Origin of the sequence: Brachybacterium sp. (assembly GCF_036379615.1) — a bacterium.
Taxonomy (GTDB): Bacteria; Actinomycetota; Actinomycetes; order Actinomycetales; family Dermabacteraceae; genus Brachybacterium.
Map to the genome: position 1 here is coordinate 80,071 of NZ_DASVGJ010000047.1, position 23,124 is coordinate 103,194.

Consider the following 23,124-nt stretch of genomic DNA (forward strand, 5'->3'; position numbering starts at 1 on the left):
CACACATCACTTCGCACGAATCAGAGGTAGGAACCATGACCACGAGCTCCTCGCGCCGCACATTCCTCGCCGGCTCCGCCGCCGTCGCCGCGACCGGCATCGCCGCCGGCTGCAGCTTCGACAGGGGAGACGGCGGCGGCACCGGAGGCGGTGAGGGCACGAAGGCCGAGATCAACGTGAACTCCTTCGGCCCGCGCCCCACCTTCATCGAGAACTTCAACCCGTTCTCCCCGACCGACGGCGTCGTCGGCTCGAACTTCTTCTACGACCCGCTGGCCTATCTCGATGTGAACAACAGGTACGAGATCACCCCGTGGCTCGCCGAGAGCATCGAGTTCGACCCCGAGGCGCGGAAGGCCACCGTGACCCTCCGCGACGACATCACCTGGTCCGACGGCGAGAAGATCACCACCGCCGATCTCGTCTACACGGTGATGGAGCTGCCGCAGCAGGCCGAGAAGCAGAAGGCGAACGTCACCTCCTACGACTTCGAGGTCACCGCCGTGGACGAGCGCGTCGCCGAGGTCACCTGGAGCGAGGAGAACGCGGACATCAACGGGGACCGCACCCTCGCAGTCGTCGCGCCCTACCCCAAGCACGTCTTCGAGAAGGAGGACCTCGCGACGTTCACCAACGCCGAGCCGGTCACCTCCTCCCCGCTGACCGTGGCGTCGTTCTCGCCGCAGCGGGTCTCCCTGAGCGTGCGCGAGGACCACTTCATGGGCGCCTGGGAGCACATCGGAACCGTGAACTGGGTGCCCTACGGCAGCCCGGAGATCGGCAAGTCGATGATCCTGCAGGGCACGATGGACATGGCCACGCTGTCGCTGCAGAACGCCGAGGAGACCGTCGTCGCCGAGGGCAATCACTACTGGACGGTGGAGCTGGTGGGCTCCGAGAGCCTCATCTTCAACACCGCCAAGGCACCGTTCGACGACAAGCACGTGCGCAACGCCGTCTACGCGGCGCTGGACACCGACCAGATCCACTCCCTGTTCGACATCGGTCTGCTCTCCACCAGCCCCACCACCATGGACGAGAAGGTCTTCGGCGAGGCCGTGCTCGAGGAGTACCGCGCCCCGCACGCCGCCGATGCCGAGGCCGCGAAGAAGCACCTGTCCGACGGCGGCTGGAGCGTCGAGGGCGGGAAGCTGGTCAAGGACGGGAAGACCTACCCGATCTCCTTCAAGACGGTCGCCGACTACGTCAACTGGGCCACCTGGTCCGACGGCGTGAAGGCGCAGCTGAAGGACGTGCTGGGCCTGGACGTGTCGATCCTGAAGATCCCGGACGCCCAGATCTGGGACCAGTTCGCCACCGGCGAGTTCGAGATCGGCATGTCGTGGGTGGGCGGCGGGCCGCACCTCTCGGCCGTGTACGCGGACTGGCACTCGGACAACGCCCTGCCCGTCGGGGAGTCGAGCGCGGCCAACTACGGGCGGGTGAAGAACCCCGAGCTCGACGAACTGCTGAACGCCTCGAAGGTCGAGTACGACGAGGCGAAGCTCGTCGACCTCAGCCAGCAGATGCAGGAGATCGTCGTCGAGGAGTGCTACTGCGGGCCGTTCAACCCCTCGGCCTCCTTCCTCGAGGCGAGCGGACGCAACTTCGAGGGGTTCCCGCCGATGCCCCTCGGGGAGGGCGACATCATCCCGCGGCCCTACGGTCCCGAGGGCTGGCAGACCATGTCGACCCTGTCCCCCACGGGCTGACCCCGCCCGCCCACCGCACTGCCCGCCCGCCGCACCATCGTCCCGAGGAGTACCCGTGGCCCGTCGCGAAGTCGGAGACGTCCTGCTCGAGGTGCAGGACCTCGATGTCGACTACCTGACCCTGAACGGAGCCGTCCGAGCTGTCTCGGACGCCTCGTTCACCCTGCACCGAGGGGAGATCCTGGGCCTCGCCGGCGAATCCGGCTCGGGGAAGTCGACGCTCACCACCGCACTGCTGCGCCTGCAGCGGGACCCGGCCGTGACCGCCGGGGGCACGGTGCTCCTCCACGACGGCGCCGGTGGGGTGACGGACCTCGTGCCGCGCACGGACAAGGAGCTGCTGCACCTGCGGTGGGACAAGCTCGCGATCGTCATGCAGTCCGCGATGGACGCCTTGAACCCGGTCAAGCGACTGGGCGCCCAGTTCGTCGACGTGCTGCGCGAGCACGATCCGCGGATGAGCGCGAAGGAGGCCCTGCAGCGTGCCGGAGATCTGCTGGCGCTGTCGGGGATCCCGCGCGATCGCGTGGACTCCTTCCCGCACGAGATGTCCGGCGGCATGCGGCAGCGCTCGCTGATCTCCCTGGCCCTGGCCTGCGATCCAGAGCTCGTGGTGATGGACGAGCCGACCACCGCGGTGGACGTGGTCATGCAGCGCACGATCATGAGCCAGGTGCTGCGTCTGCAGAGAGAGCTGGGATTCGCGATCATCTTCGTCACCCACGACCTCTCGCTGCTGCTCGAGCTGTCGGACCGGCTGGCCATCATGTATGCGGGACGGATCGTGGAGGTCGGACCGTCGGAGGAGCTGTACCGCAGCCCCCGGCACCCCTACACCCGGGCGCTGCGCGACTCCTTCCCGCCGCTCTATGCGCCGCTCGTGGAGATGCACGGCATCCCGGGCAGCGCGCCGGACCTGCTGAACCTGCCGGCGGGCTGCTCCTTCGCCCCCCGCTGCGAGAGCGCGATGGCGATCTGTCACGAGAGGCGCCCGGAGCTGCTGCAGGTGGCAGAACAGGTGGATGCGGCATGCCACCTCAACACACCGCAGGCCCGCGTCGCGACAGTCGGGGCAGCAGCCGGGACGACGGAGGGAGAGGACGCATGAGCACGACGGACAGCACGACAGAGGGGTCAGTGCGGGACGCGGCAGGAGCGGCGTCACCGGGGGAGGAGCGGGATGTCGTCCTCGAGGCGCGCGGGGTGACCAAGCACTTCCAGGTGCGGGGCAAGAAGGGGACGAGCATCGTGCGGGCGGTCGAGGACATCGACCTGCAGCTGCACCGCGGTGAGATCGTCGCGATGGTGGGTGAGTCCGGTTCCGGCAAGACCACGGTCGCGCGGCTGCTCAGCCTGTACTACCCGGCATCTGGCGGGGAGATCCTCCTGGACGGGAATCCGGTCCAGCATGTCGCCGGTCGGAAGGCCAAGCAGTACTACGCCAGGGTCCAGCTGCTGTTCCAGGACCCCTTCGCCTCGCTGAACTCCCTGAAGTCGATCCGCCACGTGCTGGGCCGAGCGCTGCGGATGCACGGCAGGGCCCGCACGGCCAAGCAGGTCGAGGCGAAGGTCCTCGAGCTGCTGGAGAGGGTGAACCTCACTCCGCCCGAGCAGTACATCGACAAGTACCCCCACGAGCTCTCCGGCGGTCAGCGCCAGCGCATCGTGATCGCCCGGGCCCTCGCGGTCGAGCCCGAGGTGATGCTCGGCGACGAACCGATCTCCATGCTCGACGTCTCGATCCGCCTGGATGTGCTGAACCTGCTCAAGCGCCTTCGCGACGAGGAGGGTCTGGCACTGCTCTACATCACCCATGACATCGCCTCGGCCCGCTATATCGCGGACCGCATCAACGTGATGTACGCGGGCCAGATGATCGAGGGCGGCGCCTCCGAGGACGTCATCCATTCCCCGCAGCACCCCTACACGCGGCTGCTGCTGGACTCCTCCCCGGATCCGGGCCGAGGTCTGGAGGGGGACCAGCAATCCCTGTTCGACCAGGTCGGCGATCTGGGCGAGCCGCCCAGTCTGATCACCCCGCCCCGCGGCTGCCGGTTCAATCCGCGCTGCCCCTTCGCGATGGACATCTGCTCCCAGAAGGCCCCCGAGCCGGTCGAGGTCACCCCCGGCCACTGGGCCAAGTGCTGGCTCCACCAGGAGGGCAAGGCGCACCTGCTGAGCCAGGACCGCATCCGCTTCGGCGTGCCCGCCGATGTGGCGGCGGCGGAGGCGGGCCTCCAGCACGCCGACGCCGAGGACGCGCTCACGCGCACCGTCGCCCTCGACTCCGAGACCACCTCTGATCTGGGACCCTTTCAGTCATGACCCCGCTCGAGCACCCCACTCAGCCACTCCCCACCGCCCCGACCGGTGCCCCGGTCGACCCCCACCCCTCAAAGGATCTGATCCCCATGTCCCCCGACCTCCGCCTCGGCGTGATCGGCTTCGGCGCCCGCCACACTCTCGCCACCCACGCCCATCGCCCCGGCGAGGGCTCTCGCGTCACCGTGGTGGCCGACCCGACCGAACGCGCGAAGATCCGGGCTCGCGAACTGTTCGGGGACGAGGTGGCCACGGTCGACTCGGTCGAGGAGCTCCTGTCCGGGCACGAGGTCGACGCGGTGATGATCCTGACTCCCGACTTCGCCCATGCCTCGGTGGCGCTGCGGACGCTCGGCGCCGGAATCGCGACCTTCTGCGAGAAGCCGATGGCGATCTCGGTAGAGGACGCGGACGAGATGCTGGCCCTGGCCAAGGAGCGCCGGGCCCGACTGTTCGTCGGCCACAACATGCGCCACATGCCCGTGATCCGGCAGATGAAGGAGATCGTCGACTCCGGCCGGATCGGTCGTGTGCGTGCGATCTGGTGCCGCCACTTCGTGGGTGCTGGGGGCGACTTCTACTTCAAGGACTGGCACGCCGAGAAGGAGAAGGCGATGAGCCTGCTGCTGCAGAAGGGCGCCCACGACATCGACGTGATCCATTGGCTGGCCGGCGGCTACACCCGTCGCGTCTCCGGCATCGGCGACCTCGCCGTCTACGGGGACATCGCCGATCGGCGCGACAACTCCGACCGCCGCATGGGTGACTGGTACGACGAGGACATCTGGCCGCCCACCGCGCAGAGGGAGCTGAACCCGGTGGTGGATGTCGAGGACATCTCGATGCTGCAGATGACGCTCGACAACGGTGTGCTCGCCTCCTACCAGCAGTGCCATTTCACCCCCGACTACTGGCGGAACTACACCGTGATCGGGGACGCCGGCCGGATCGAGAACATGGGCGACGGCTCCGGCGACCAGATCCACATCTGGCAGTCACGCCGCTCCGGTCCCGGCCGACCGGACGCCGTGGAGGTGGTGGCCCGTGCCACCGGCGGCCACGGCGGCGCGGACCCGAGCCTGGTCGCCGAGTTCCTGCGCTTCGCCCGTGCGGGGGGCCGCACCGACGTGTCCGTCATCGCCGCCCGGGAGGCGGTCGCCACCGGAGTGCACGGCGCCCTGTCGATTCGGGAGGGCGGCGTGCCCCACGACGTGCCCCCGGTCCCCGCCGACGTCGTGGAGTACTTCGACGGCGGGCAGCAGCCCCTGCAGGAGCAGGAGCACGAGCACGATCAGGAGAGCGTCGAGGTCTGAGCTCCCGGCACAGGGCCGCATCCGCCCGTCCCGCCGCCTCCTGTCTCATCGCATCCATCCCGCCTCCCCTTCCGCCCGCCCGTCCCGCCCGTCCTGTCTTGTCCCCCGTCCCCCTTTCTGAAGGAGCATCCCGTGATCAGGTTCGGCACCGGTGGCTGGAGAGCCATCATCGGCGACGAGTTCACCCGAGAGAACGTGCGCCTGCTCGCACAGGGTCTCGCCGACCGCATGCACGCCGAGGGCGTCGCAGACCGGGGACTGGTGGTCAGCTACGACCGCCGCTTCCTCTCCGACGTCGCCGCGTGGTGGGCGATCGAGGTGCTCGCCGGCAACGGCGTACCGGTCACGCTGATCACCCGCCCCGTTCCCACCCCGATGGGCATGTGGACGGTGCGGCAGATGGGCTGCGCCTACGGGATCGCCGTGACCGCCAGCCACAACCCTGCCCTCTACAACGGCATCAAGGTCTTCACCGAGGGCGGACGGGACGCCGAGATCGAGGTCACCGACGAGCTCGGCGCCCACATCGCGGCCCTCGACCCGGCGGAGGTGCGCTCGCTCGCGCCCCACGAGGTGCGCGACAGCGACCTGGTCACCGAGCAGTCCTCGATCAACTGGTATCTCGACGCCATCATCGAGCAGCTGGATCTGGAGACCATTCGGCACGCCCACCTGCGCGTCGTCCTGGACCCGATGTTCGGCGTGGCCCAGACCAGCCTGCAGACGGTCCTGGTCAGCGCCCGCTGCGATGTCGCGGTCATCAACGCCCGGCACGATCCGCTGTTCGGCGGCCGCATGCCCTCACCCGCCGAAGGCAGCCTCGCTCCGCTGCGCCAGGCCGTGCTCGACCAGGGTGCGGATCTCGGCATCGCCACCGACGGCGATGCGGACCGGCTGGGCATCATCGACGACCAGGGCGGCTTCCTCAGCCCCAACCAGATCCTGGTGCTGCTGTACGAGTACCTCCTGGCCGGCAGGGGCTGGCGCGGCCCGGTGGTCCGCAATCTCTCCACCACGCACCTGCTGGACCGGGTCGCGGCCGCGCACGGCGAGATCTGCCACGAGGTGCCGGTCGGCTTCAAGTGGATCAGCGCGAAGATGGAGGAGACCGACGCCGTGATCGGAGGGGAGTCCTCCGGCGGACTCACGGTGCGTGGACACATCCCCGGCAAGGACGGCATCCAGGCCGGCAGCCTGCTGGTCGAGATGGTCGCCGCCGCCGGCAAGCCCCTCTCACAGATCTACGCCGAGCTCGTGGAGCGTTACGGGCGGCTGGAGATGGAGGAGTCCTCCTACGGATACACCCCTGCGCGCCGCGAGGAGCTGCAGCGGCGGATCTTCGAGCAGCACGAGCTGCCGGCGTTCACCCGTGAGGTCGAGCGGATCGCCTGGGAGGACGGCTGCAAGGTGTACTTCGCCGACGACTCCTGGCTGACCATCCGCTTCTCCGGCACCGAACCGGTGATCCGGGTGTTCTCCGAGGCGCCCACCGTCGAGGAGGCCCAGGAGCTGTCCCGCACCGTGGCCCACCACTACGGTCTGGAGGCCTGAGGCAGGTCCCGCCTGCGTTCAGCCCTCCGGCTGGCGCTCATACCGGAACCACTTGTCGGCGACGGCGTGCTCGGGATCGATGCCCAGCTGGCGGGCGTAGACCAGGCACATGCCGAGCACGTCGCCCAGCTCCTCCTGCACCACCCGCGACTGCTCCTCCGCGCTCAGGCCCCGGTCGCGGCTCTGCCCGGTCGCGGTGAGGTGCGCCTGCGCGAGCTCGCCGACCTCCTCGGTGAGCTTGAGCAGCGCCCAGCTCCCGGACCGCTCGATCCCGTACACCTCCGCGTACTGCGCGGACAGCGCCTCGATCCGGTCGGCGATCTGGTTCAGCTCCATCCCCGCACCCTATGCGCCGCGCTCTGAGAACAGTCGCGGGAAGGCGGGCGGTCGCACCGCGGTGACTGTCGAGCTCCCGGGCCCGCCGCCGCACACGGCTCAGGGGCGGGGAGCCACCGGGCGCCGACGCCCTCAGGCGGTGGGGTGAGGGGACGTGACGATCTTGTTCGCGTAGCGACGGCGGAAGCGCTCGACGCGACCGGCGGCATCGACCAGCCCGGCGCGGCCGGTCCAGAACGGGTGGGAAGCCGCGGAGACCTCGACGTCGACCACCGGGTAGTCGTTGCCGTCCTCCCAGGTCACGGTCCGCTCGGAGGTGCGGGTGGAGTTCGTGAGGAAGGCGGTGCCGGCGCTGCGGTCGCGGAAGACGACGGGGCGGTAGTCGGGGTGGATGTTCTTCTGCATGAGGATCTCCTCCGTTGATGACTGAAAGGTCAACTACGAAGGGGGTGCGAGTATTCCCGCGAGAGCGTGGCGATCGTCGCCGAGCGCTCTCTCACCCTCGCGCCCCTCTCACCCTCGCGACTCCCGCACCCCGTACGCCGTGAGCGTCGCCTGCACGTCATCCACTGCCACCGCCCCGGCGTGCACCGGCCACGAGGCCGCGACGACGCCGTCGGGCCGCACCAGGTACAGCCGGTCCCGGCGCAGCCGGCCGCGCGCCTCGGGGGAGAAGGCGAAGGGGCCCTGGATCCAGTCCGGCAGTCCCGTCGGCCGAGCGGCGTCCGCCCCATAGGTGTGAAGCTGCCAGGTCATCTCCCGCAGCACCGCACGGTTCTCCTCGGTCGGTGGAAGGCGCAGGCCGACGGCGCGATCCAGCGCCCACCGCGGTGGCGGCCCGCCCTGCGGCATCGCGTGGTAGCGGATCCGGTACTGGCCGAGCAGCCCGGCGAGGTAGGGACCGAGGTCCGTGTCGAGGATCCGCGGTGCGAGCACGGCGAGCACGTCGCGAGCGCGGCGGCGCAGGAATCCGGTTCCGCGGCCTGGCCGGGCGATGATGCCGAAGGCGCGGTCGGTGGCGGAGATCAGGGTCATCGCCACCGAGCGGCGCTCGCTCTCGTAGCGGTCCAGCGCGGTCTCCTCGAGATGCCCTGCGGAGATGTCGGCCAGCAGGTGGGCCAGGTGATGGGCGTCCTGCAGGCCGGTGTTCATGCCCTGGCCGCCCACCGGGGAGTGCACGTGCGCGGCGTCGCCGGCCAGCAGCACGGGCCCGCGACGGAAGTGCGTGGCCACGCGATGGTGGACGCGGTAGGCGGAGAACCAGTCGACCCTGTCGTACGTGATCCCGAGATCCGAACGCATCCCGGCGAGCGCCTCCTCCTGCGGGGGCTCCTGCTCGCCGTGCAGCCACACCGCGCGCACGTGCCCGCCGGGACCCATCGGGAAGGTGATCGCGAAGCGCTGTTCCCCGAAGCGTGCCGTGAGCGCGTTCGCCGGGGAACCGCTCACGCCGCGGAGATCTGCGACGCAGAAGGTCGCGTCATCGGTGACCCCCTCGAAGGGCAGGCCCAGCGCATGGCGCACGGGTGAGCCCGCGCCGTCGGCGCCGATCACCCAGCGGGCACGGATCCGCACCGGTCCCTCGGGCCCCAGGATCCGCACCTCTGCGGGGGCCGCGTCGCCGAGCGTCGCGAACCCCAGGAAGCGGTGGCCCCAGTGCACGGGCGAGCCTTCTGCGGAGAGCGTCCGCGAGAGCAGCTCCTCGTTGCGGGACTGTTCGAAGATCTGGGCACCGGGGAAGGAGGTCCAGCCCTCCTGCATCCTGCCGAACTCGACTCCCGGGGCGGTGCCGGGTCCGAACTGGAGGCGAGCGGCGGCGTTGCCGCCGGTGAGCACCTGCTCGGCGAGTCCCAGCTGGTCGTAGATCTCCATGCTGCGGGCCTGGACCACCAGTGCGCGCGATGCGCGCGTGGGTCCGTGCTTCCCGTCGACGATCAGGGAGTCGACGCCGCGGCGATGCAGGACCAGGCCCGCCATCAGACCGGTCGGACCCGCGCCGACCACCAGCACGTCCGTCTCCAGCACCTCCGGCTTCGGCTCGTCGGCGTTCAGGGTCTGGGTCTCCAGCGTGCCGTTGACGAGCGGGGTGGGGGCGGGGTCGGTGGGCATGGCGGGCCTCTTCTCGACGTGACGGCGAGTCGTTCCTGCCGCCACGGTAGACCCGGTCGCCCGCGTGAGGGTCAGGCCGGAGGGGGCACGGTGTCCGTGCGAAGGGTGGCGCGGCGGCTCCGCCGCGCGGACCGGGGCGAACGCGGAACGGGCCCGAGCCCGTCCGGGGACGGCTCGGGCCCGTGGGCACCAGGGGTCGGCGGGCGACTGCCCGCCGCTCTCAGGCGGAGGCGCCGACAGGCTGTCGCCGCGGGTGGCGGGACTGCTGGCGTGCGAAATGCGCCGCGGAGGACAGGTCCACCTCGACGACGGGGTAGACGTTGCCGTCCTCCCAGGTGGTCGAGAGGTCCGAGGTGCGGGTGGAGCGGGTGAGGTAGCGCAGGCCTGCGCTCTGGTCGCGGAAGACGACCAGATGGGACTGCGGTCGATGCGGGGTGGTCGTATCGGTGTACTGCATGGTGCTTCTCCTTCGGCGCCGGCCGAGAGGCCGGCGTGATGTCTGTGTCCGGCGGGATGCCGGATGCGCGAGGTGCGCAGTGCGGCGACCGGTGCGCTGGGGCGCGGCGGTCGCGAGGTCGGTGCTCGCGCGGTGCGGGTCGACCGGTGGCGTCCTCGCAGCGACGTCCCCCGGGAGGCCGCCTCGTCGGCGGGAAGGGGTCGGCGCGAAGAGCGCGGGCCGTGTGGATCGTTCCCTGGACGCTGCCGTCATGGCAGTGCGGGAGCCGATCACGGCGGCCGGGGCGGCTGGGGCCGCCCGAGGTGGACCTGTGGTGGTCCGATGGGCAGTGGTGCTGCCCGGTGGCGGGGAGTCCCGCCGGGTGGCGAGAAGATCGCCGGTCCCGTGGCGCGGGCGTCTCCGTCCGCGACCTCGTGGACGCTATCAGCATGCAACGGGAGCCGCCAAGGGTTTATTCCCGCAGGCGGCGATGGATCACGAAGCCGGTCGGCAGGCGGGATGCCTGCCGCCCGCCATCGCGTCCCACGCAGAGCGGTCCGGGCGCCGCCGCAGCGGGCACCCGGACCGAGGGTCGGGCGGGGTCAGTCCGCGACCGGGGCGGACGGCATCCCGTAGCGGCGACGGAACTTCTCCACCCGTCCGGCGGTGTCGAGCACGGTGGCCCGCCCGGTGTAGAAGGGGTGGGAGGCCGAGGAGACCTCGATGTCGATCACGGGATACTCCTGGCCGTCGTCCCAGGCCACCGTCCTGTCCGAGGTGCGGGTGGAGCGGGTCAGGAAGGAGAAGTTCGCGCTCGCGTCACGGAAGACGACGGGGCGGTACTCGGGGTGGATGTCGGTTCTCATGGTGTTCTCCCGGGAGGGGTGAGGGGTGAGGGGTGAGGGGTGCTCACCAGCTGGATTTCGTGATGCCGGGCAGTTCGCCGCGATGGGCGGCGGCGCGGAAGCGCACCCGGGACAGCCCGAAGGTGCGCAGGAAGCCGCGGGGCCGGCCGTCGATGGCGTCACGGTTCCGCAGGCGGGTGGGGCTCGCATCTCGCGGCAGGCGCTGCAGCGCCCGACGGGCGAGCACCTTCTCGCTGGTCGTGGCAGAGGGGTCCTTGAGCGTGGCCTTCAGGGCTCGGCGTCGCTCGTCGTACCGGGCCACCGTCTCGCGACGGCGGCTGTCGGCGGCGATCTTCGAGGTCTTCGCCATCAGCGCTCCTCACGGAACAGGACGACGGTCCGCGCTCGCGGATCGAACTTGCGGGCGGTGAGACGGTCCGGGGTGTTCCGGCGGTTCTTGGTGGTCATGTACGTGTAGCCGGTGCCGGCGGTGGAGCGGAGCTTCACCGTGCCGCGCACGTCACTCTTCTTGGCCATGGGTTCCTCTCAGATCTTCTCGCCGCGGGCACGGATCTCGGCCACGACGGACTCGATCCCTCGACGATCGATGGTCTTCAGGCCCTTGGCGGAGACCTGCAGACGGACGGTCCTCCCGAGCGAGGGGACGAAGAACCGCTTGGACTGGATGTTGGGGTCGAAGCGTCGCGACGTGCGGCGATGGGAGTGGGAGACGGTCTTCCCGAAGCGGGGGACGGCCCCGGTGACTTGACAGCGTGTGGACATGGGCGGTGATACTACTTATTGATAACCATTATCGTCAAGAAGCTGGAGCCCGCTGACGTGGCTGACACCCCTGAATCTGTTCACTTTCAACCAGCAGGGCGCGGCGAGTATTCCCTGCCCGTCGCGGTGCTCTCGGGAATCGATCCCGTGCTGCGAGAGTCGCTCCTGGCGAGCCTGCTGCTGGACGCCGACGGGGTCGTCGCCCTGCGCTACGAGGTCGATGAGAGGGCCTCGGCGCTGCGCCGGTTGATCGTCGCGGCCGACGGCGTGATCGAGGACGAGATCGTCCATCTCGACCACCCCTGCGCCTCCTGCGCCATGCGCGAAGACGCGGTGCCCACCCTGGCTCGCCTCTCCACCGCCGCCGGCGTCACCGCCGTGCTGCTCGCCCCGCCGCTCAGCGCCGAGCCCTCGATCGTCGCCGGCGCGCTGCGCCCCCATCAGGACCGCTGGCACCTGAGTGCTGCCGTCACCGCGGTGGACCTCGCCTCCGCACGGGAGGACCTGCTCGGCGACGACACCCTCGCCGAGCGCGATCTGCGATGGGCTGCCGGCGATGCCCGCAGCGTCGGCGAGGCGCTGGCCGCCCAGATCGAGTACGCCGACACCCTGGTGGTCGAGGGATCGCCGGACGGTCCCGGGGCGGAGCTCGTCGAGCACCTGCGCGCCCCTGAGCAGCGCCTGGTGCACGGCACCTTCGCCCTGACGGCGCCCGAGGTGCTCGGCGGGACGCTCGACCACCTGCTCGCCCTTCGTCGCCGCGACGTGCGCTATGTCGAGCCCCACGGCGGGCCGGTCACGCACGGCACCTGGACCCTCGACCTCTGCTCGCGGCGCCCGTTCCATCCGGACCGCCTGCTGGAGAACATCGAGCAGCTCGGTGCCGGACACCTGCGCGGGCGCGGGCGGTTCTGGGTGCCCGACCGCCCCGACAGCATCTGCCAGTGGGACGGGGCGGGCGGGCAGGTCTCGATCGGCGCGGTCTGGCGGGCCGGCCGCGAGCTGCCCACCACCCGGCTCGTGATCACCGGCATCGTTCCCGCCGACCGGGACCGGGTGCGGGACGCCTTCGGTCGCAGCCTGTTCACTGCCGAGGAGTGGGAGGCCGGTCTCGAGTCCTGGCTCGGCGCCGAGGACCTCCTGGCCCCGTGGCTGGGCGCTCGCGGCGCGGTGGCGTAGGGCGGCATCTCGCGACCGGGCTGGTCAGGCGGTCCGCGTCGGGTGCGTCCCCGGCATCGGCATGACCGGCGCCGGGGCCGCGCCGCCGACGCCGCTGACGCCTCCATCGACGCCGCGGCTGATGCTTCCGCCGCCGGCACTCATGGTGCGCAGCGCGCGGCGCGCGGCGGCGCGGTGCGCGAGGATCGCCAGGGTCAGCAAGGTGGCGACGCTGACCAGGCCGATCGCCGCGCGGAGCAGTCCGCTGCCGGTCGCGTCCCAGGTGGTGTGCAGCACGATCGCGCCCACGCACGCGACGGCCAGCGCCAGCACACCGCGACCCTTGTGGGAGGTCTCCACGAGATGCCACAGCGCCGCGCAGATCGCGCCGGTCCAGGCCACGTGCCCGGCCGGCACCAGGATGCCGCGCAGCACGAGGGTCGCGTCCAGCGCGCCCAGCCCGCCGTTCCTGGCCAGCAGGGCGGTGAAGCCGTAGCCCATCGTCTCCAGCACCGCGAAGCCCATGCCGGCGGCGATGCCGATCACGATGCCGCCGCCGCGAGTGACGCGGTGGGCGAGCGCCAGCACGATCAGCGGGACCACGAGCTTCGCGGTCTCCTCGATCGCGCCGACCAGCAGGATCGATCCTCGGCCCAGGGTCATCCCGGCGAGGGCCTCCTCGAGGCCTGCCGCGCTGATCCCGAACAGGCCGCCGATCCCGGCGGTCGCCAGGAGCGTCCAGGTGGGCACGAGCGGGCCGGTGCGGCCGAACTGGGCGAACAGCAGCACTGCCAGCGGAATGGTCACGGAGCCCACCAGCAGCACGGTCGGGACCATGGTGGGGTTGCGGGTCAGCAGCATGATCCCGAAGGTGACCACGTAGGCGAGGACGCCGACGACGAGCGCGAGGGACCACGCGCAGGGGTGTCATTCCTGCGCGTCGTGCTCGTGTCCGCGCCGCGCCTGCGGGTCGACGAAGAGCAGCACGTCCGCCGGTCCTCCCTCGGCGCCGAAGGCGTGGGGGAGCATCGTGTCGAACTCGGCGGACTGGTTCTCCGTGACCCGGTGGCGGCGCTCACCCAGCAGCAGGGTGAGGGTGCCGGAGAGGACCACCAGCCATTCGTGCCCGGGGTGGGCGCGCATCTTCTCCGGCGCCGGCGGCGGGCCGACGACCCGGCGCCGCAGGACCACCGTGTCGGGGCTGTGCCGGATGCGCCAGCGCAGCGCCTCCATGCCGTGCTCCGCGGTCGCGTTCGAGACCACCTCCTCGGTCTGGGTCTCGACCAGCTCGTCCAGGCCTGTGTCCAGAGCGCGGGCGAGCACCACCAGCTGGTCGAGGGCGAGGCGCCGCTGGCCGTTCTCGATGCGCGAGAGGGTGGAGGGGCTGAGGTGGGCGCGGGTGGCGAGGCCGCCCAGCGAAAGGCCCTGGGCGAGGCGCAGAGCACGCAGTCGTTGCCGGACCAGGCCGTCCACACTCGAAGAATCTTGCTCCATGCGCAAGATGCTATGCCGCAGGTGCAACGCGTGTCTACGGTCGTCCCATGCCTCCTGCCGGAGGCCCCACGACCGAGAGGACCCCGTCATGACCCCCGCAGACACGATCTCCCCCAGCTACGACTCCACCAACCAGGGCTCCGCCGACCAGGGCTCCACCCGCCGGGACTCCGCCGGTCAGGTCCCCATCGGCCAGCCCGCGACGGACGCTCTCCCCGCCGCCCTCGTCGACGTCGCCGTGATCGGAGGCGGCGCCGCCGGGCTGAACGGTGCGCTGATGCTCGCCCGCTCCCGCCGCAGCGTCGTCGTCATCGACTCCGGCACGCCCCGCAACGCCCCCGCCGAGGGCATCCACGGTCTGCTCGGCAACGAGGGCACCCCGCCGGCGGCGTTCCTCGCCCGCGGCCGCGCCGAGCTGCGGCAGTACGGCGGCCTGATCGTCACCGCGGAGGTGGCGAGCGCCCGCGCCGCCGACCCGTCGGCCGAGGGTGACCTCCGCTTCGAGGTCGCCCTCGCAGACGGTCGCACCCTCACCGCCCGTCGCCTGCTGATCACCACCGGCACCCGCGACGAGCTCCCCGCGATCCCGGGCCTGGCCCAGCACTGGGGCCACGGCCTCGTGCACTGCCCGTTCTGCCACGGCTGGGAGGTGCGCGACCAGGCCATCGGCGTCCTCGCCACCCGTCCCGCCTCCTTCCATCACGCGCTCATGTTCGCCGCCCTCAGCGACGACCTGACGGTCTTCACCATCGACGGGCTCGAGGTGGACCCCGGCACCCGTGAGCGATTCGATGCGCTCGGGGTGCGGGTCATCGAGGGTGGGGTCCAGGAGATCGTCGCGTCGGCCGACGGCGGCATCGCGGGGGTCCGCATGGCGGACGGCGAGCTGGTGCCGCGCGAGGTGCTCGTGGCCGCGACCGTGCTGCATCCCCGGCTGGACGGGCTCGAGGAGCTGGGCCTCGCCGTCGAGGAGCTGTCCGGCGGGATGGGGTGGAAGGTCGCGGCCGATCCCAGCGGGGGCACCGAGATCCCCGGGGTGTCGGTCGCCGGCAACGTCACGGACCCGGCCGCGCAGGTCGGGCTCTCGGCCGCGGCCGGCGCGCTCGCCGGTGCGCGCCTGCACGGCATGCTCGTGATGACCGACGCCGACGCGGCCGTCACGCGCCGGGCTCACGCGACCGCCTGACCTGGTTCCCACGCTCCGCCCGCGGACGGCGGCCGACCGAGTGCAACAGAACAGGTCGAATGAATCGTCGATAGCACCAGCTCTGTTGCACTGACCGGGGCGGGGCGGGGCGGGGCGGGGCGGGGTGGGGCGGGGCGGGCCGGGCCTGGGCGGTGCGGGGCGCGGTGGGCACGGTGGGCTGGGTGAGCGGCGCGGGGAGCGGCGGGCTGGGCGAGCGGGGTCCTCACATGGTGAGCAGCACCTTGGTGGCGCGGCGCTCGTCCATCGCGCGGTAGCCCTCGGCCGCCTCGGTCAGCGGCAGGGTGAGGTCGAAGACCTTCCCGGGGTCGATCTCGCGCCGCCAGATCAGGTCGATCAGCTCGGGCAGGTAGCGGCGCACCGGCGCCGGGCCGCCATGGAGATGGACGGCGGAGAAGAACAGCTCGCCACCGGGGAGCTGGACATCGTGCGAGACGCCCACGAAGCCGACGGAGCCGCCGGGGCGGGTGGCGCGGATCGCCTGCATCATCGACTCCTGGGTGCCGACGGCCTCGATCGTCGAGTGCGCGCCGAGCCCGCCGGTCAGCTCCTTCAGACGGGCCACGCCCTCGTCGCCGCGCTCGGTGACGATGTCGCTGGCCCCGTACTCGCGGGCCAGCGCCTGCCGATCCGCGTGGCGGCTGAAGACGATGATCCGCTCGGCCCCCATCTGCTTCGCGGCCAGCACGCCCATCAGGCCCACTGCGCCGTCGCCGACCACGGCCACGATCCGTCCGGGGCCGGCGCCGGCGGCGTCGGCCGCGAACCAGCCGGTGCCGAGCACGTCGGAAGCGGCCAGCAGCGAGGGGATCAGGTCCGGATCGGGAGGGCCGGGGGTCTTGACGAGGGTCCCGTCGGCGAAGGGGATGCGGGCCATCTCGGCCTGGGTGCCGATCTCACCGTCGACGAAGATCGCGTGCACGCAGCGGGAGGGGTGTCCCTCGCGGCAGATCTCGCACTGCCCGCAGGAGATCACGAAGGAGCCGACCACGAAGTCTCCCACCTCGAGCGTGGTGACCTCCTCGCCGATCTCCTCGACCACGCCCACGTACTCGTGGCCCATGTGCTGGTGGTCGGGCTGGTCGGCGCCGCGGTAGGGCCACAGGTCCGAGCCGCAGATGCAGGTCGCGGTGAGGCGGATGATCGCGTCGGTCGGCTCGATGAGCTGTGGATCCTCGCGCTCCTCGACACGGACGTCGCCGGGGGCGTGCATGATCACTGCGCGCATGGGGTGCTCCTTCTGGGGCTGCGTGTTCTTCGGGTGCGGCTGCTGCCGCCCCCGCTCCCGCTCCCGGGGCCGACGGCGCCGCGGGGCGGGTGCCGGACCATCACACCGGGTCCGCCGGCGGACGGGGAGTGTCTGTCGAGAGGTGTACCCGCAGGGGACCCCTGGTGTCGGGCAGCTGCGGGGGATCGGTCCTATGGTGGCCTCATGGACAACAGAGCCGAGGTGCGCGAGTTCCTCATGACCCGCCGCGCGAAGGTCACGCCGCAGCAGGCGGGGCTGCCTGAGGCGGGCGGTCGCCGTGTCGCAGGACTGCGCCGCAGCGAGGTCGCGACGCTCGCCGGGATGAGCGTGGAGTACTACGCAAAGCTCGAGCGCGGTGCGATCGCCGGAGCCTCCGCCTCCGTGCTGAACTCCCTGGCCACGGCTCTGCAGCTGGACGACACCGAGCACCGCCATCTGCTGGACCTGGCCCGTGCCGCGGACGGCATCCCCACCTCGAGCCGTCCCCGGCGCCGCAGCGGGGCGTCCCCGGCTCCCGTGAGGCACACCCTGCAGTGGATGCTCGACTCCCTGACCGGCACCGTCGCCTTCGTGCGGGACCAGCACCAGAACCTCGTGGCCGCGAACGCGTTGGGGCGAGCGTTCTACCTGCCGGTGCTCGGGGACGAGGAGGGGGGAGCGGACCGGGACGAGGCGGCGGACGGCGGCGCGCGCCTGACCGCAGACCTCACCACAGGCAGGGGCCGGATCCCGAACCTCGCACGATTCCAGTTCCTGGACCCTGCCTCTCGTGACTTCTACCCCGAGTGGGAGCGCTTCGCGCAGATGTGCGTGGGCTCGATGCGCGTCGAGGTCGGCAAGGACCCGCATGACACGGCGATGCAGGATCTTGTGGGGGAGCTGTCCACCTGCTCCGAGGATTTCCGCCGGCTCTGGGCCGCGCATGACGTGCACACCCACGGCTCAGGCACCAAGCTGTTCCGCCACCCGGTGGTGGGCGAGGTGACCGTCGCCTACGAGGAGCTGCTGCTGAGCGCCGAGCCCGGCCGCGCCCTGATCACCTACACGGCCGAGCCGGGCTCGACCTCCGAGGAGCGACTGCGCCTGCTCGCCACCTGGGCCGCGACCCGACGCCGCGACCGGGCCGACGAGGCCGCCTCCGTGGACGCGCGCACCGACTGACGGCCTCCGCCCGTCGGCGGCCCCGTTGTCGCGGAGTCACCGCGCCAGGTGCGGTGCGGGCTCACGGTGGATCTCGAGGTCGCTGCGCCCGGGCAGCAGCACGGGATCCAGCGCCCGCAGATCGTGGGGGTAGTCGCCGTCGCGCAGCCGGCGGTAGGGGATCGGCTGCTCGCCCGCCAGGCCGTCGAGCCGGGTGAGCAGCCGCTCGGTCTCCCGCCCCACGCCCTCGGCGTCGAGCCCGTCGGCGTCGTGGATGACGTGCAGATCCAGGACGTCGATCCCCACGTACCAGAGCGCGCCGTGGGTGAGGGGGAAGAGCAGGGCGTCGAGGTCGCCGCTGAGGCCGCGAGGTCCGAGCGTCCTCGAATCGTCGCCGGCGGTGACGATCACGAGGGCGCGGCGTCCCGCCAGGCCCCCGTCACCGTAGCGGCGGGGCATCCCGCTCTCGGGGTCGAGGGTGCCGTCGTAGGCGAAGCCCTCGGTGAAGACCCTGTCGATCCATCCCTTGAGCACGGCGGGCGGGCCGTACCACCACAGCGGGAACTGGAGGATCAGCAGCTCGGCATCAGCGAGCTTGGCCTGCTCGGCGAGCACCTCCGGTGAGGCCATCCCCTCCTGCGACGCGCGTCCCGCCTGGACGGCGAGGTTGCCCGGCGCGTCCGGGTCGGGGCCGAGGTCGGAGGGCCCGAAGACGGGGTCGAAGCGCTGGGAGTACAGGTCCGAGGTGTGGAGGGTGCGGGTGCGGGAGAGGGCTTCGGTCCCGGCCCGGAAGAGGTGCCCGCCGAGGGACTCCCTGCGCGGGTGGGTGTGGACCCAGAGGGCGGATCCGGGGACGGGAGGGTGTGCGAGAGGCATGGAGGCTCCTGAGGTCGAGAGGTCACGTCGTGGACCGGCGCGGTGTCAGGGACCAGTCCACCGTCCCGGTGCGAGATGCTCAATGCTCGAAACACTGCGATCGATGCGCCAGCGTCTACGCTGGAGCGGTGGATACCCTCAGCGAGGTCCTCGACAACCTCCGATCCTCCGGTGCGCTGGTGGGGCGGAGCCTGCTCGCGGCGCCCTGGCGGCTCCGCCTCCGGACCACCGGCACGATCACCCTGGTGACGATGCTGCGCGGGGACGGATGGCTCCTCCGTGACGGGCAGGATCCGCTCCCGCTCACCCCCGGGGACGTGGCGATCGTGACCGACGCCGGATGGATCGACCTCGCGGACTCCCGCGCCACACCTCCCGGGTGCACCTGTCTCGTCATCGCCGACGGGCGCTGCGCGGACGCCGCCGGACGGCCCGTCGACAGTGCGGACACCGGCCTCGACGGACGGACCGGGCCGGAGCGTCTGGAGGGTGAGCATGCGCTGCTGACCGGGGCGTTCCCGACATCCGGGAGGATCGCGGACAGGCTTCTCGGCGCGCTGCCCCCGGTGCTCCTCGTCCCTCGCAGCGCCCGGACGGAGGTGGCGCTGGAGCTGATCGAGGAGGAGATCGGCGGCCGCGAGCCGGGACAGCAGGCGATGCTGGACCGGTTGCTCGACCTCGTCCTGCTCCGCGTGCTCCGCGAGGCCTTCGCCGCGCCCGGCGCGACCGTGCCCGGCTGGTACCAGGCCGCCGGGGACATGGTGGTCGGTCCGGCGCTCGCCGCCCTTCATGCGGATCCGGCCCGGGACTGGACCGTCGCCTCCCTCGCCACAGAGGCCGGGGTGGCCCGGGCGACCTTCGCCCGACGCTTCGCCGAGCTGATGGGCGAGCCGCCGATCTCCTATCTGGCCGGATGGCGACTGTGCCAGGCCGCGGACCTGCTCGTGGAGAGCGAGAGCACTCTCGAGACGATCGCTCGCACCGTCGGCTATGGCAGCTCGTACGCGCTGAGCGCCGCCTTCACGCGGGAGTACGGCATGCGGCCCACCGCCTACCGCTCCCGCACGCGGTCGCACGAGACCCTCGAACCCTGCGGGGTCAGCGAGGCCGGAGAGGCCAGCAGGGTCAGCGAGGCCAGCAGGGTCAGCGAACCCAGCAGGGTCAGCGAACCCAGCGGGGTCAGCGCCGGGCGTCCCGGGCGGTCTTGATCCAGCCGTCGATCGCATCCCAGGCAGAGCCGCCCAGGATGCCGACCACGAGGATCACGCCCAGGGTGAAGGACACGTCGCCATCGACGCCGCTGGCGCGTGCGATCTCCAGCAGCTCCGGGTTCAGCAGCCGGCCCTGGCCCAGCAGGGTGAGCGCCCAGCTGACGAACCCCACGGCGAGAGCGGTGTTGACGATCGCGGCGGCCGTGGTCCAGCGCTTTCGCACGAAGTTCGCGATCGCAAGGGCCGCCTCGAGCAGCAGCAGCGCAGCGAAGAGGAGGATCCATCCGGGCCAGAGGCTCGGGTGGAGCACCGGGAGGGTGCTGCCGTCGATCACGGCGAGGCCCCGCGTCAGGTCCCAGGCGACGGCCCCGAGCATCAGCGCGATGAGCACGAGCGAGGGGATCAGGTCGGCGCGTCCGGTGCCGGAGCTGCGCTCCTCCGGCAGCTGGTCCACGTCCCAGGTGGTCCCGGTCTCGGTGCGAGTGCGTTCGAGGATCACGAACACGAGGGTCACCCAGAAGAACAGATGGACGGTCACGGAGAGTCCGATCGCGATCGCCTCGGCGATCACTCCGCCCACGCTCGCGCCGCTGATCGCATGGGCGATCCCGGCGCCGAGCATCGCGATCGGCGGCACGATGATCAGCAGCGTCTTGAGCAGGCGAAGCCAGGTCAGGTAGTACCGCGGCCCGATGAGGTGCAGGGGTCGGTCGGTGTAGCCGGCCGCCAGCGCGGCGGGGTCGCCCAGCTCGGTGAGAGCGGCGCGCTCCGCGACCTCGGGGTCCTCTCCCTGCTCGATCCTGGCCTCGACGGCGTCGGCGATCGAAGCGGTGAGCTCTTCGCGCACATCCTGCTCGAGGTCGGCGGGCAGGGAGCGGGCGGTGGCATCGATGTAGCGGGAGGTGAGGGTGGAAGGCATGTCAGTGCTCCTCGTCGGTGGAGGTGTCGGCAGTGTCGGTGGCAGGGAGGGAGCTGATCGCGCCGGTCAGCGCCGTCCACTCGGCGGTGAGGGTGTCCGCCAGGCGCTCGCCCTCGGCAGAGGTGCGGTAGAACTTCCGCGGCCGAGCCTCCTCGGTGTTCCACTCGCTGGTGAGGAAGCCCTGCTTCTCCAGCCGCCGCAGCAGCGGGTAGAGCGTGTTGGCATCCGTCGCGAAGCCATGGCGCTCGAGGTCCTCGAGCAGGCCGTAGCCGTACCCGGGTGAGCGCAGCAGCTGCAGGCACGCCAGCACGACGGTGCCGCGCCGGAGCTCCTGCAGGTGGAGATCGAGGGGTTCGTTCATACCTCACACCATAGTGTGAGTCGCACAGTGTTGTCTAGTGCAAGGTTCGAGTGCACTCTGCCCGGTGCCCCGTTGCGCGCGGCGCACCGACCGGTCGGACCCCTGGGACCCGCCGCTCGCGATGAGTAGCGTCAGGGTGACAGCCCCGTTCTCAGGGATCGCCCTTCGGGGGAAGCCCGGTCGCACGGTCGATGACCGCGGACCCGACGAGCGGGGCGACGGCGCACGACGACACGTCGCACGACGACTCGGAGCACGACGACACGACGGAGGAACCATGGCGAATGACGACACGCTCACCCAGCAGGACGTGGTGCAGAAGCTCCGCGACACCGACCTGGTCATGCTCACCACCGCGCTCCCGGACGGGAAGCTCCTGTCCCATCCCATGGCGATCCAGGGCGTCAGCGAGGAGGCGGACGTCTGGTTCTTCGTGAGCCTGAGCGGCGGTCAGGCCGAGGCGCTCCGCAGCGGGCCGGAGGTGAATCTCGCCGTCGCGGAGGCAGGGTCCTGGCTCTCCGTCGCCGGCAGGGCCGCCTTCGTGGAGGACAGGTCGGTCGTGGAGCAGCTCTGGACCGACAGCGCGGAGGCTTACTTCCCCGGCGGCGCGGAGGATCCGGACCTGGGTCTGCTGCGCGTCAGCGGCACCTCCGCTCAGTTCTGGGGGCTTCCCGGCGGTCGGGTCGCCGGGCTCGCGCAGATCGTCAAGGCCAAGGTGTCCGGGGAGCAGGCGCCGGGCGGCACCGGCACCACCGAGCTGTGAGCCCGGGCGCCGCGCCCGCGGAGGCTCGCCCCCCGGGGCCTCGCGACCCGAGCTCGGACACTCCGTCGTGAGGGAGCCGGAGCGCGGGCGCGAGGAGGACGGTCCGGAGCGCACAGAGGATGGGCGGTATCTCGTCGTGCGAGGCAGGCGCTGGCGCGCGACGGATCCGTCGCTGAGCGAGTCCGTGGCATCGCGACTGCGCTCGGAGCTGGGCCGGGCCCGGTCGGCACTGCGCGGCTCGCGGGACCCGGTGGTCATCGCCGCCTGGAGGGAGCGGGTCCAGCTCGCCAAGGAGGGGCTCGGCGAGCGCGGTACGGCCTGGTGGGAGATGAGCGAGGCGGATCGCGCAGGGCGCGCGGACCAGCGCCTGCGGGAGCTGGAGGCGCGGGAGGCCCCCGGCACGGCAGGATAGGGGGACCGACCCTCGTCACGAAGGACTCTCCATGCCTCGCTCCCTCGCCCCGGACCAGCGCTCCCGAATCCACGTGCTCGACGTCGACACCGGCGAGGATCGCGTCGTCCACGAGTGCGCCGAGGTGCTGTACGAGGCCCCGAACTGGTCCCTCGACGGCGCCGCACTGATCCTCAACGGCGACGGCCACCTGTTCCGCCTCGGCGTCGAGGGCGGGACGCCGGTGCGCCTCGATCTGGGCGACCTGGCGCCGCTGAACAACGACCACGTGCTCGACCCCGACGGTGTGCACGTCTACGTCTCCGCCGAGGACGGCCACATCCACCGCGCCCCGCTCGCGGGCGGCGCGACCGTGAGGATCACGCAGAACGAGGGTCGCCTCCACTTCCTCCACGGCGTCAGCCCCGACGGCGGGACGCTGCTCTACACCGGGGTGCAGCGGAACGCGGACGGCTCCTGGCTCCCGCCGGACCTGTTCGCGATCCCCGCGACCGGTGGGGAGTCCGTGCAGCTCACCGATGACGAGTTCCCGGACGACGGTCCCGAGCACTCCCCGGACGGCACCTGGATCTACTTCAACTCCGAGCGGGCCCGCACCGTGCCCGGTCACGCGCAGCTGTTCCGCATGCGCCCCGACGGCACGGGCGCCGAGCAGCTCACCGCCGACGAGCGCGTGAACTGGTTCCCGCACCTCTCACCCGACGGCGAGCGCCTCGCGCACATCAGCTTCCCGCCCGGCACCGAAGGGCATCCCGCGGACCTCCCGGTCATCCTGCGCCTGAGCGCCCCCGACGGGACCGGGCTGCGCGACCTCGTACACCTCGACGGAGGGCAGGGCACGCTCAACGTCAACAGCTGGGCCCCGGACTCCCGCCGCCTCGCCTACGTCGACTACCCGATCGGGGAGTGAGCCGGGCCCTCCGCTCGGGC

Annotated in this window: 26 protein-coding genes; 12 read left to right on the forward strand and 14 right to left on the reverse strand. The window is 71.5% G+C overall.

All coding sequences use genetic code 11. The features are described 5' to 3' along the window. The first annotated feature begins 35 nt into the window (after nucleotides 1-35). The 5 genes from VF289_RS08995 (at nucleotide 36) to VF289_RS09015 (ending at nucleotide 6,898) form a co-directional block, all read left to right on the forward strand. The gene (locus VF289_RS08995; RefSeq protein WP_330883241.1) at nucleotides 36-1,712 is read left to right on the forward strand and encodes an ABC transporter substrate-binding protein; all 1,677 of its coding nucleotides are present in this window, start codon (nucleotides 36-38) and stop codon (nucleotides 1,710-1,712) included. A gap of 55 nt (nucleotides 1,713-1,767) precedes the next feature. After that, on the forward strand, nucleotides 1,768-2,820 hold the full coding sequence (locus VF289_RS09000) for an ABC transporter ATP-binding protein (RefSeq protein WP_330883243.1): 1,053 nt from the start codon (nucleotides 1,768-1,770) through the stop codon (nucleotides 2,818-2,820). Further along, the gene (locus VF289_RS09005) at nucleotides 2,817-4,037 is read left to right on the forward strand and encodes an ABC transporter ATP-binding protein (RefSeq protein ID WP_330883245.1); all 1,221 of its coding nucleotides are present in this window, start codon (nucleotides 2,817-2,819) and stop codon (nucleotides 4,035-4,037) included. Before VF289_RS09000 ends, VF289_RS09005 begins: the two co-directional genes overlap by 4 nt. Before the next feature lie 86 nt (nucleotides 4,038-4,123). Further along, nucleotides 4,124-5,347 (forward strand): Gfo/Idh/MocA family oxidoreductase, encoded by a 1,224-nt coding sequence (locus VF289_RS09010; RefSeq protein ID WP_330883248.1) that lies wholly within the window; start codon nucleotides 4,124-4,126, stop codon nucleotides 5,345-5,347. Between the two features lie 132 nt (nucleotides 5,348-5,479). Beyond that, entirely contained in the window at nucleotides 5,480-6,898 is a 1,419-nt protein-coding gene (locus VF289_RS09015) for a phosphoglucomutase/phosphomannomutase family protein (protein ID WP_330883250.1), read from the forward strand. An 18-nt stretch (nucleotides 6,899-6,916) separates the two neighbouring features. On the opposite strand, the gene VF289_RS09020 is transcribed toward VF289_RS09015, so the two are convergent. The 8 genes from VF289_RS09020 to rpmB all read right to left on the reverse strand — a co-directional run bounded on the left by VF289_RS09020 (nucleotide 6,917) and on the right by rpmB (nucleotide 11,407). Then, complete coding sequence (locus VF289_RS09020; RefSeq protein ID WP_330883252.1) at nucleotides 6,917-7,234, reverse strand: MazG nucleotide pyrophosphohydrolase domain-containing protein; 318 nt, start codon at nucleotides 7,232-7,234, stop codon at nucleotides 6,917-6,919. A 132-nt stretch (nucleotides 7,235-7,366) separates the two neighbouring features. Then, on the reverse strand, nucleotides 7,367-7,639 hold the full coding sequence (locus VF289_RS09025; protein ID WP_330883254.1) for a type B 50S ribosomal protein L31: 273 nt from the start codon (nucleotides 7,637-7,639) through the stop codon (nucleotides 7,367-7,369). 108 nt (nucleotides 7,640-7,747) lie between these two features. Then, on the reverse strand, nucleotides 7,748-9,343 hold the full coding sequence (locus VF289_RS09030) for an FAD-dependent monooxygenase (RefSeq protein ID WP_330883256.1): 1,596 nt from the start codon (nucleotides 9,341-9,343) through the stop codon (nucleotides 7,748-7,750). 220 nt (nucleotides 9,344-9,563) lie between these two features. Next, nucleotides 9,564-9,800: a hypothetical protein gene (locus VF289_RS09035; protein ID WP_330883258.1), complete on the reverse strand. Its 237-nt coding sequence runs from the start codon at nucleotides 9,798-9,800 to the stop codon at nucleotides 9,564-9,566. A gap of 581 nt (nucleotides 9,801-10,381) precedes the next feature. Further along, a complete protein-coding gene (locus tag VF289_RS09040) occupies nucleotides 10,382-10,645 on the reverse strand; it encodes a type B 50S ribosomal protein L31 (protein ID WP_330883259.1) in 264 nt (87 codons plus the stop codon). 43 nt (nucleotides 10,646-10,688) lie between these two features. Further along, nucleotides 10,689-10,994, reverse strand: a complete 306-nt coding sequence (gene rpsN, locus VF289_RS09045; RefSeq protein ID WP_330883261.1) for a 30S ribosomal protein S14 — start codon at nucleotides 10,992-10,994, stop codon at nucleotides 10,689-10,691. Beyond that, complete coding sequence (gene rpmG, locus VF289_RS09050) at nucleotides 10,994-11,161, reverse strand: 50S ribosomal protein L33 (protein ID WP_330883262.1); 168 nt, start codon at nucleotides 11,159-11,161, stop codon at nucleotides 10,994-10,996. Before rpmG ends, rpsN begins: the two co-directional genes overlap by 1 nt. A 9-nt stretch (nucleotides 11,162-11,170) precedes the next feature. Further along, nucleotides 11,171-11,407, reverse strand: coding sequence for a 50S ribosomal protein L28 (gene rpmB / locus VF289_RS09055; protein WP_330883264.1), 237 nt, complete (start codon nucleotides 11,405-11,407; stop codon nucleotides 11,171-11,173). A gap of 57 nt (nucleotides 11,408-11,464) precedes the next feature. Here rpmB and VF289_RS09060 point away from each other — a divergent pair, with 57 nt between their 5' ends. Beyond that, nucleotides 11,465-12,586 (forward strand): GTP-binding protein, encoded by a 1,122-nt coding sequence (locus tag VF289_RS09060; RefSeq protein ID WP_330883266.1) that lies wholly within the window; start codon nucleotides 11,465-11,467, stop codon nucleotides 12,584-12,586. Between the two features lie 24 nt (nucleotides 12,587-12,610). Here VF289_RS09060 and VF289_RS09065 read toward each other — a convergent pair whose 3' ends face one another. Both VF289_RS09065 and VF289_RS09070 read right to left on the reverse strand, forming a co-directional pair. Beyond that, entirely contained in the window at nucleotides 12,611-13,426 is an 816-nt protein-coding gene (locus VF289_RS09065; protein WP_330883268.1) for a PrsW family intramembrane metalloprotease, read from the reverse strand. Nucleotides 13,427-13,492: 66 nt separating this feature from the next. After that, nucleotides 13,493-14,059 (reverse strand): helix-turn-helix transcriptional regulator, encoded by a 567-nt coding sequence (locus tag VF289_RS09070; RefSeq protein WP_330883270.1) that lies wholly within the window; start codon nucleotides 14,057-14,059, stop codon nucleotides 13,493-13,495. Between the two features lie 88 nt (nucleotides 14,060-14,147). Between VF289_RS09070 and VF289_RS09075 the strand changes: the two genes are divergently transcribed. Continuing rightward, nucleotides 14,148-15,245, forward strand: a complete 1,098-nt coding sequence (locus VF289_RS09075) for an NAD(P)/FAD-dependent oxidoreductase (protein WP_330883271.1) — start codon at nucleotides 14,148-14,150, stop codon at nucleotides 15,243-15,245. A gap of 223 nt (nucleotides 15,246-15,468) precedes the next feature. On the opposite strand, the gene VF289_RS09080 is transcribed toward VF289_RS09075, so the two are convergent. Next, the gene (locus VF289_RS09080; protein ID WP_330883273.1) at nucleotides 15,469-16,491 is read right to left on the reverse strand and encodes a zinc-dependent alcohol dehydrogenase family protein; all 1,023 of its coding nucleotides are present in this window, start codon (nucleotides 16,489-16,491) and stop codon (nucleotides 15,469-15,471) included. A 204-nt stretch (nucleotides 16,492-16,695) separates the two neighbouring features. Here VF289_RS09080 and VF289_RS09085 point away from each other — a divergent pair, with 204 nt between their 5' ends. Further along, a complete protein-coding gene (locus VF289_RS09085; RefSeq protein WP_330883274.1) occupies nucleotides 16,696-17,673 on the forward strand; it encodes a helix-turn-helix transcriptional regulator in 978 nt (325 codons plus the stop codon). A gap of 36 nt (nucleotides 17,674-17,709) precedes the next feature. Here VF289_RS09085 and VF289_RS09090 read toward each other — a convergent pair whose 3' ends face one another. Continuing rightward, nucleotides 17,710-18,528, reverse strand: a complete 819-nt coding sequence (locus VF289_RS09090; RefSeq protein ID WP_330883276.1) for an NAD(P)H-dependent oxidoreductase — start codon at nucleotides 18,526-18,528, stop codon at nucleotides 17,710-17,712. 128 nt (nucleotides 18,529-18,656) lie between these two features. Here VF289_RS09090 and VF289_RS09095 point away from each other — a divergent pair, with 128 nt between their 5' ends. Beyond that, on the forward strand, nucleotides 18,657-19,736 hold the full coding sequence (locus tag VF289_RS09095; RefSeq protein WP_330883278.1) for an AraC family transcriptional regulator: 1,080 nt from the start codon (nucleotides 18,657-18,659) through the stop codon (nucleotides 19,734-19,736). Here VF289_RS09095 and VF289_RS09100 read toward each other — a convergent pair. Next, on the reverse strand, nucleotides 19,708-20,658 hold the full coding sequence (locus VF289_RS09100; RefSeq protein WP_330883280.1) for a permease prefix domain 1-containing protein: 951 nt from the start codon (nucleotides 20,656-20,658) through the stop codon (nucleotides 19,708-19,710). The two genes, VF289_RS09095 and VF289_RS09100, sit on opposite strands and share 29 nt — an antisense overlap. 1 nt (nucleotide 20,659) lies before the next feature. After that, nucleotides 20,660-21,019, reverse strand: a complete 360-nt coding sequence (locus tag VF289_RS09105) for a PadR family transcriptional regulator (protein WP_330883282.1) — start codon at nucleotides 21,017-21,019, stop codon at nucleotides 20,660-20,662. A gap of 277 nt (nucleotides 21,020-21,296) precedes the next feature. On the opposite strand from VF289_RS09105, the gene VF289_RS09110 reads away from it, so the two are divergent. The 3 genes from VF289_RS09110 to VF289_RS09120 all read left to right on the forward strand — a co-directional run bounded on the left by VF289_RS09110 (nucleotide 21,297) and on the right by VF289_RS09120 (nucleotide 23,104). Next, nucleotides 21,297-21,782: a pyridoxamine 5'-phosphate oxidase family protein gene (locus VF289_RS09110; RefSeq protein WP_330883284.1), complete on the forward strand. Its 486-nt coding sequence runs from the start codon at nucleotides 21,297-21,299 to the stop codon at nucleotides 21,780-21,782. 184 nt (nucleotides 21,783-21,966) lie between these two features. Then, nucleotides 21,967-22,194, forward strand: a complete 228-nt coding sequence (locus VF289_RS09115; RefSeq protein WP_330883286.1) for a hypothetical protein — start codon at nucleotides 21,967-21,969, stop codon at nucleotides 22,192-22,194. A 31-nt stretch (nucleotides 22,195-22,225) separates the two neighbouring features. Then, entirely contained in the window at nucleotides 22,226-23,104 is an 879-nt protein-coding gene (locus VF289_RS09120; protein ID WP_330883288.1) for a biopolymer transporter Tol, read from the forward strand. The last annotated feature ends 20 nt before the right edge of the window (nucleotides 23,105-23,124 follow it).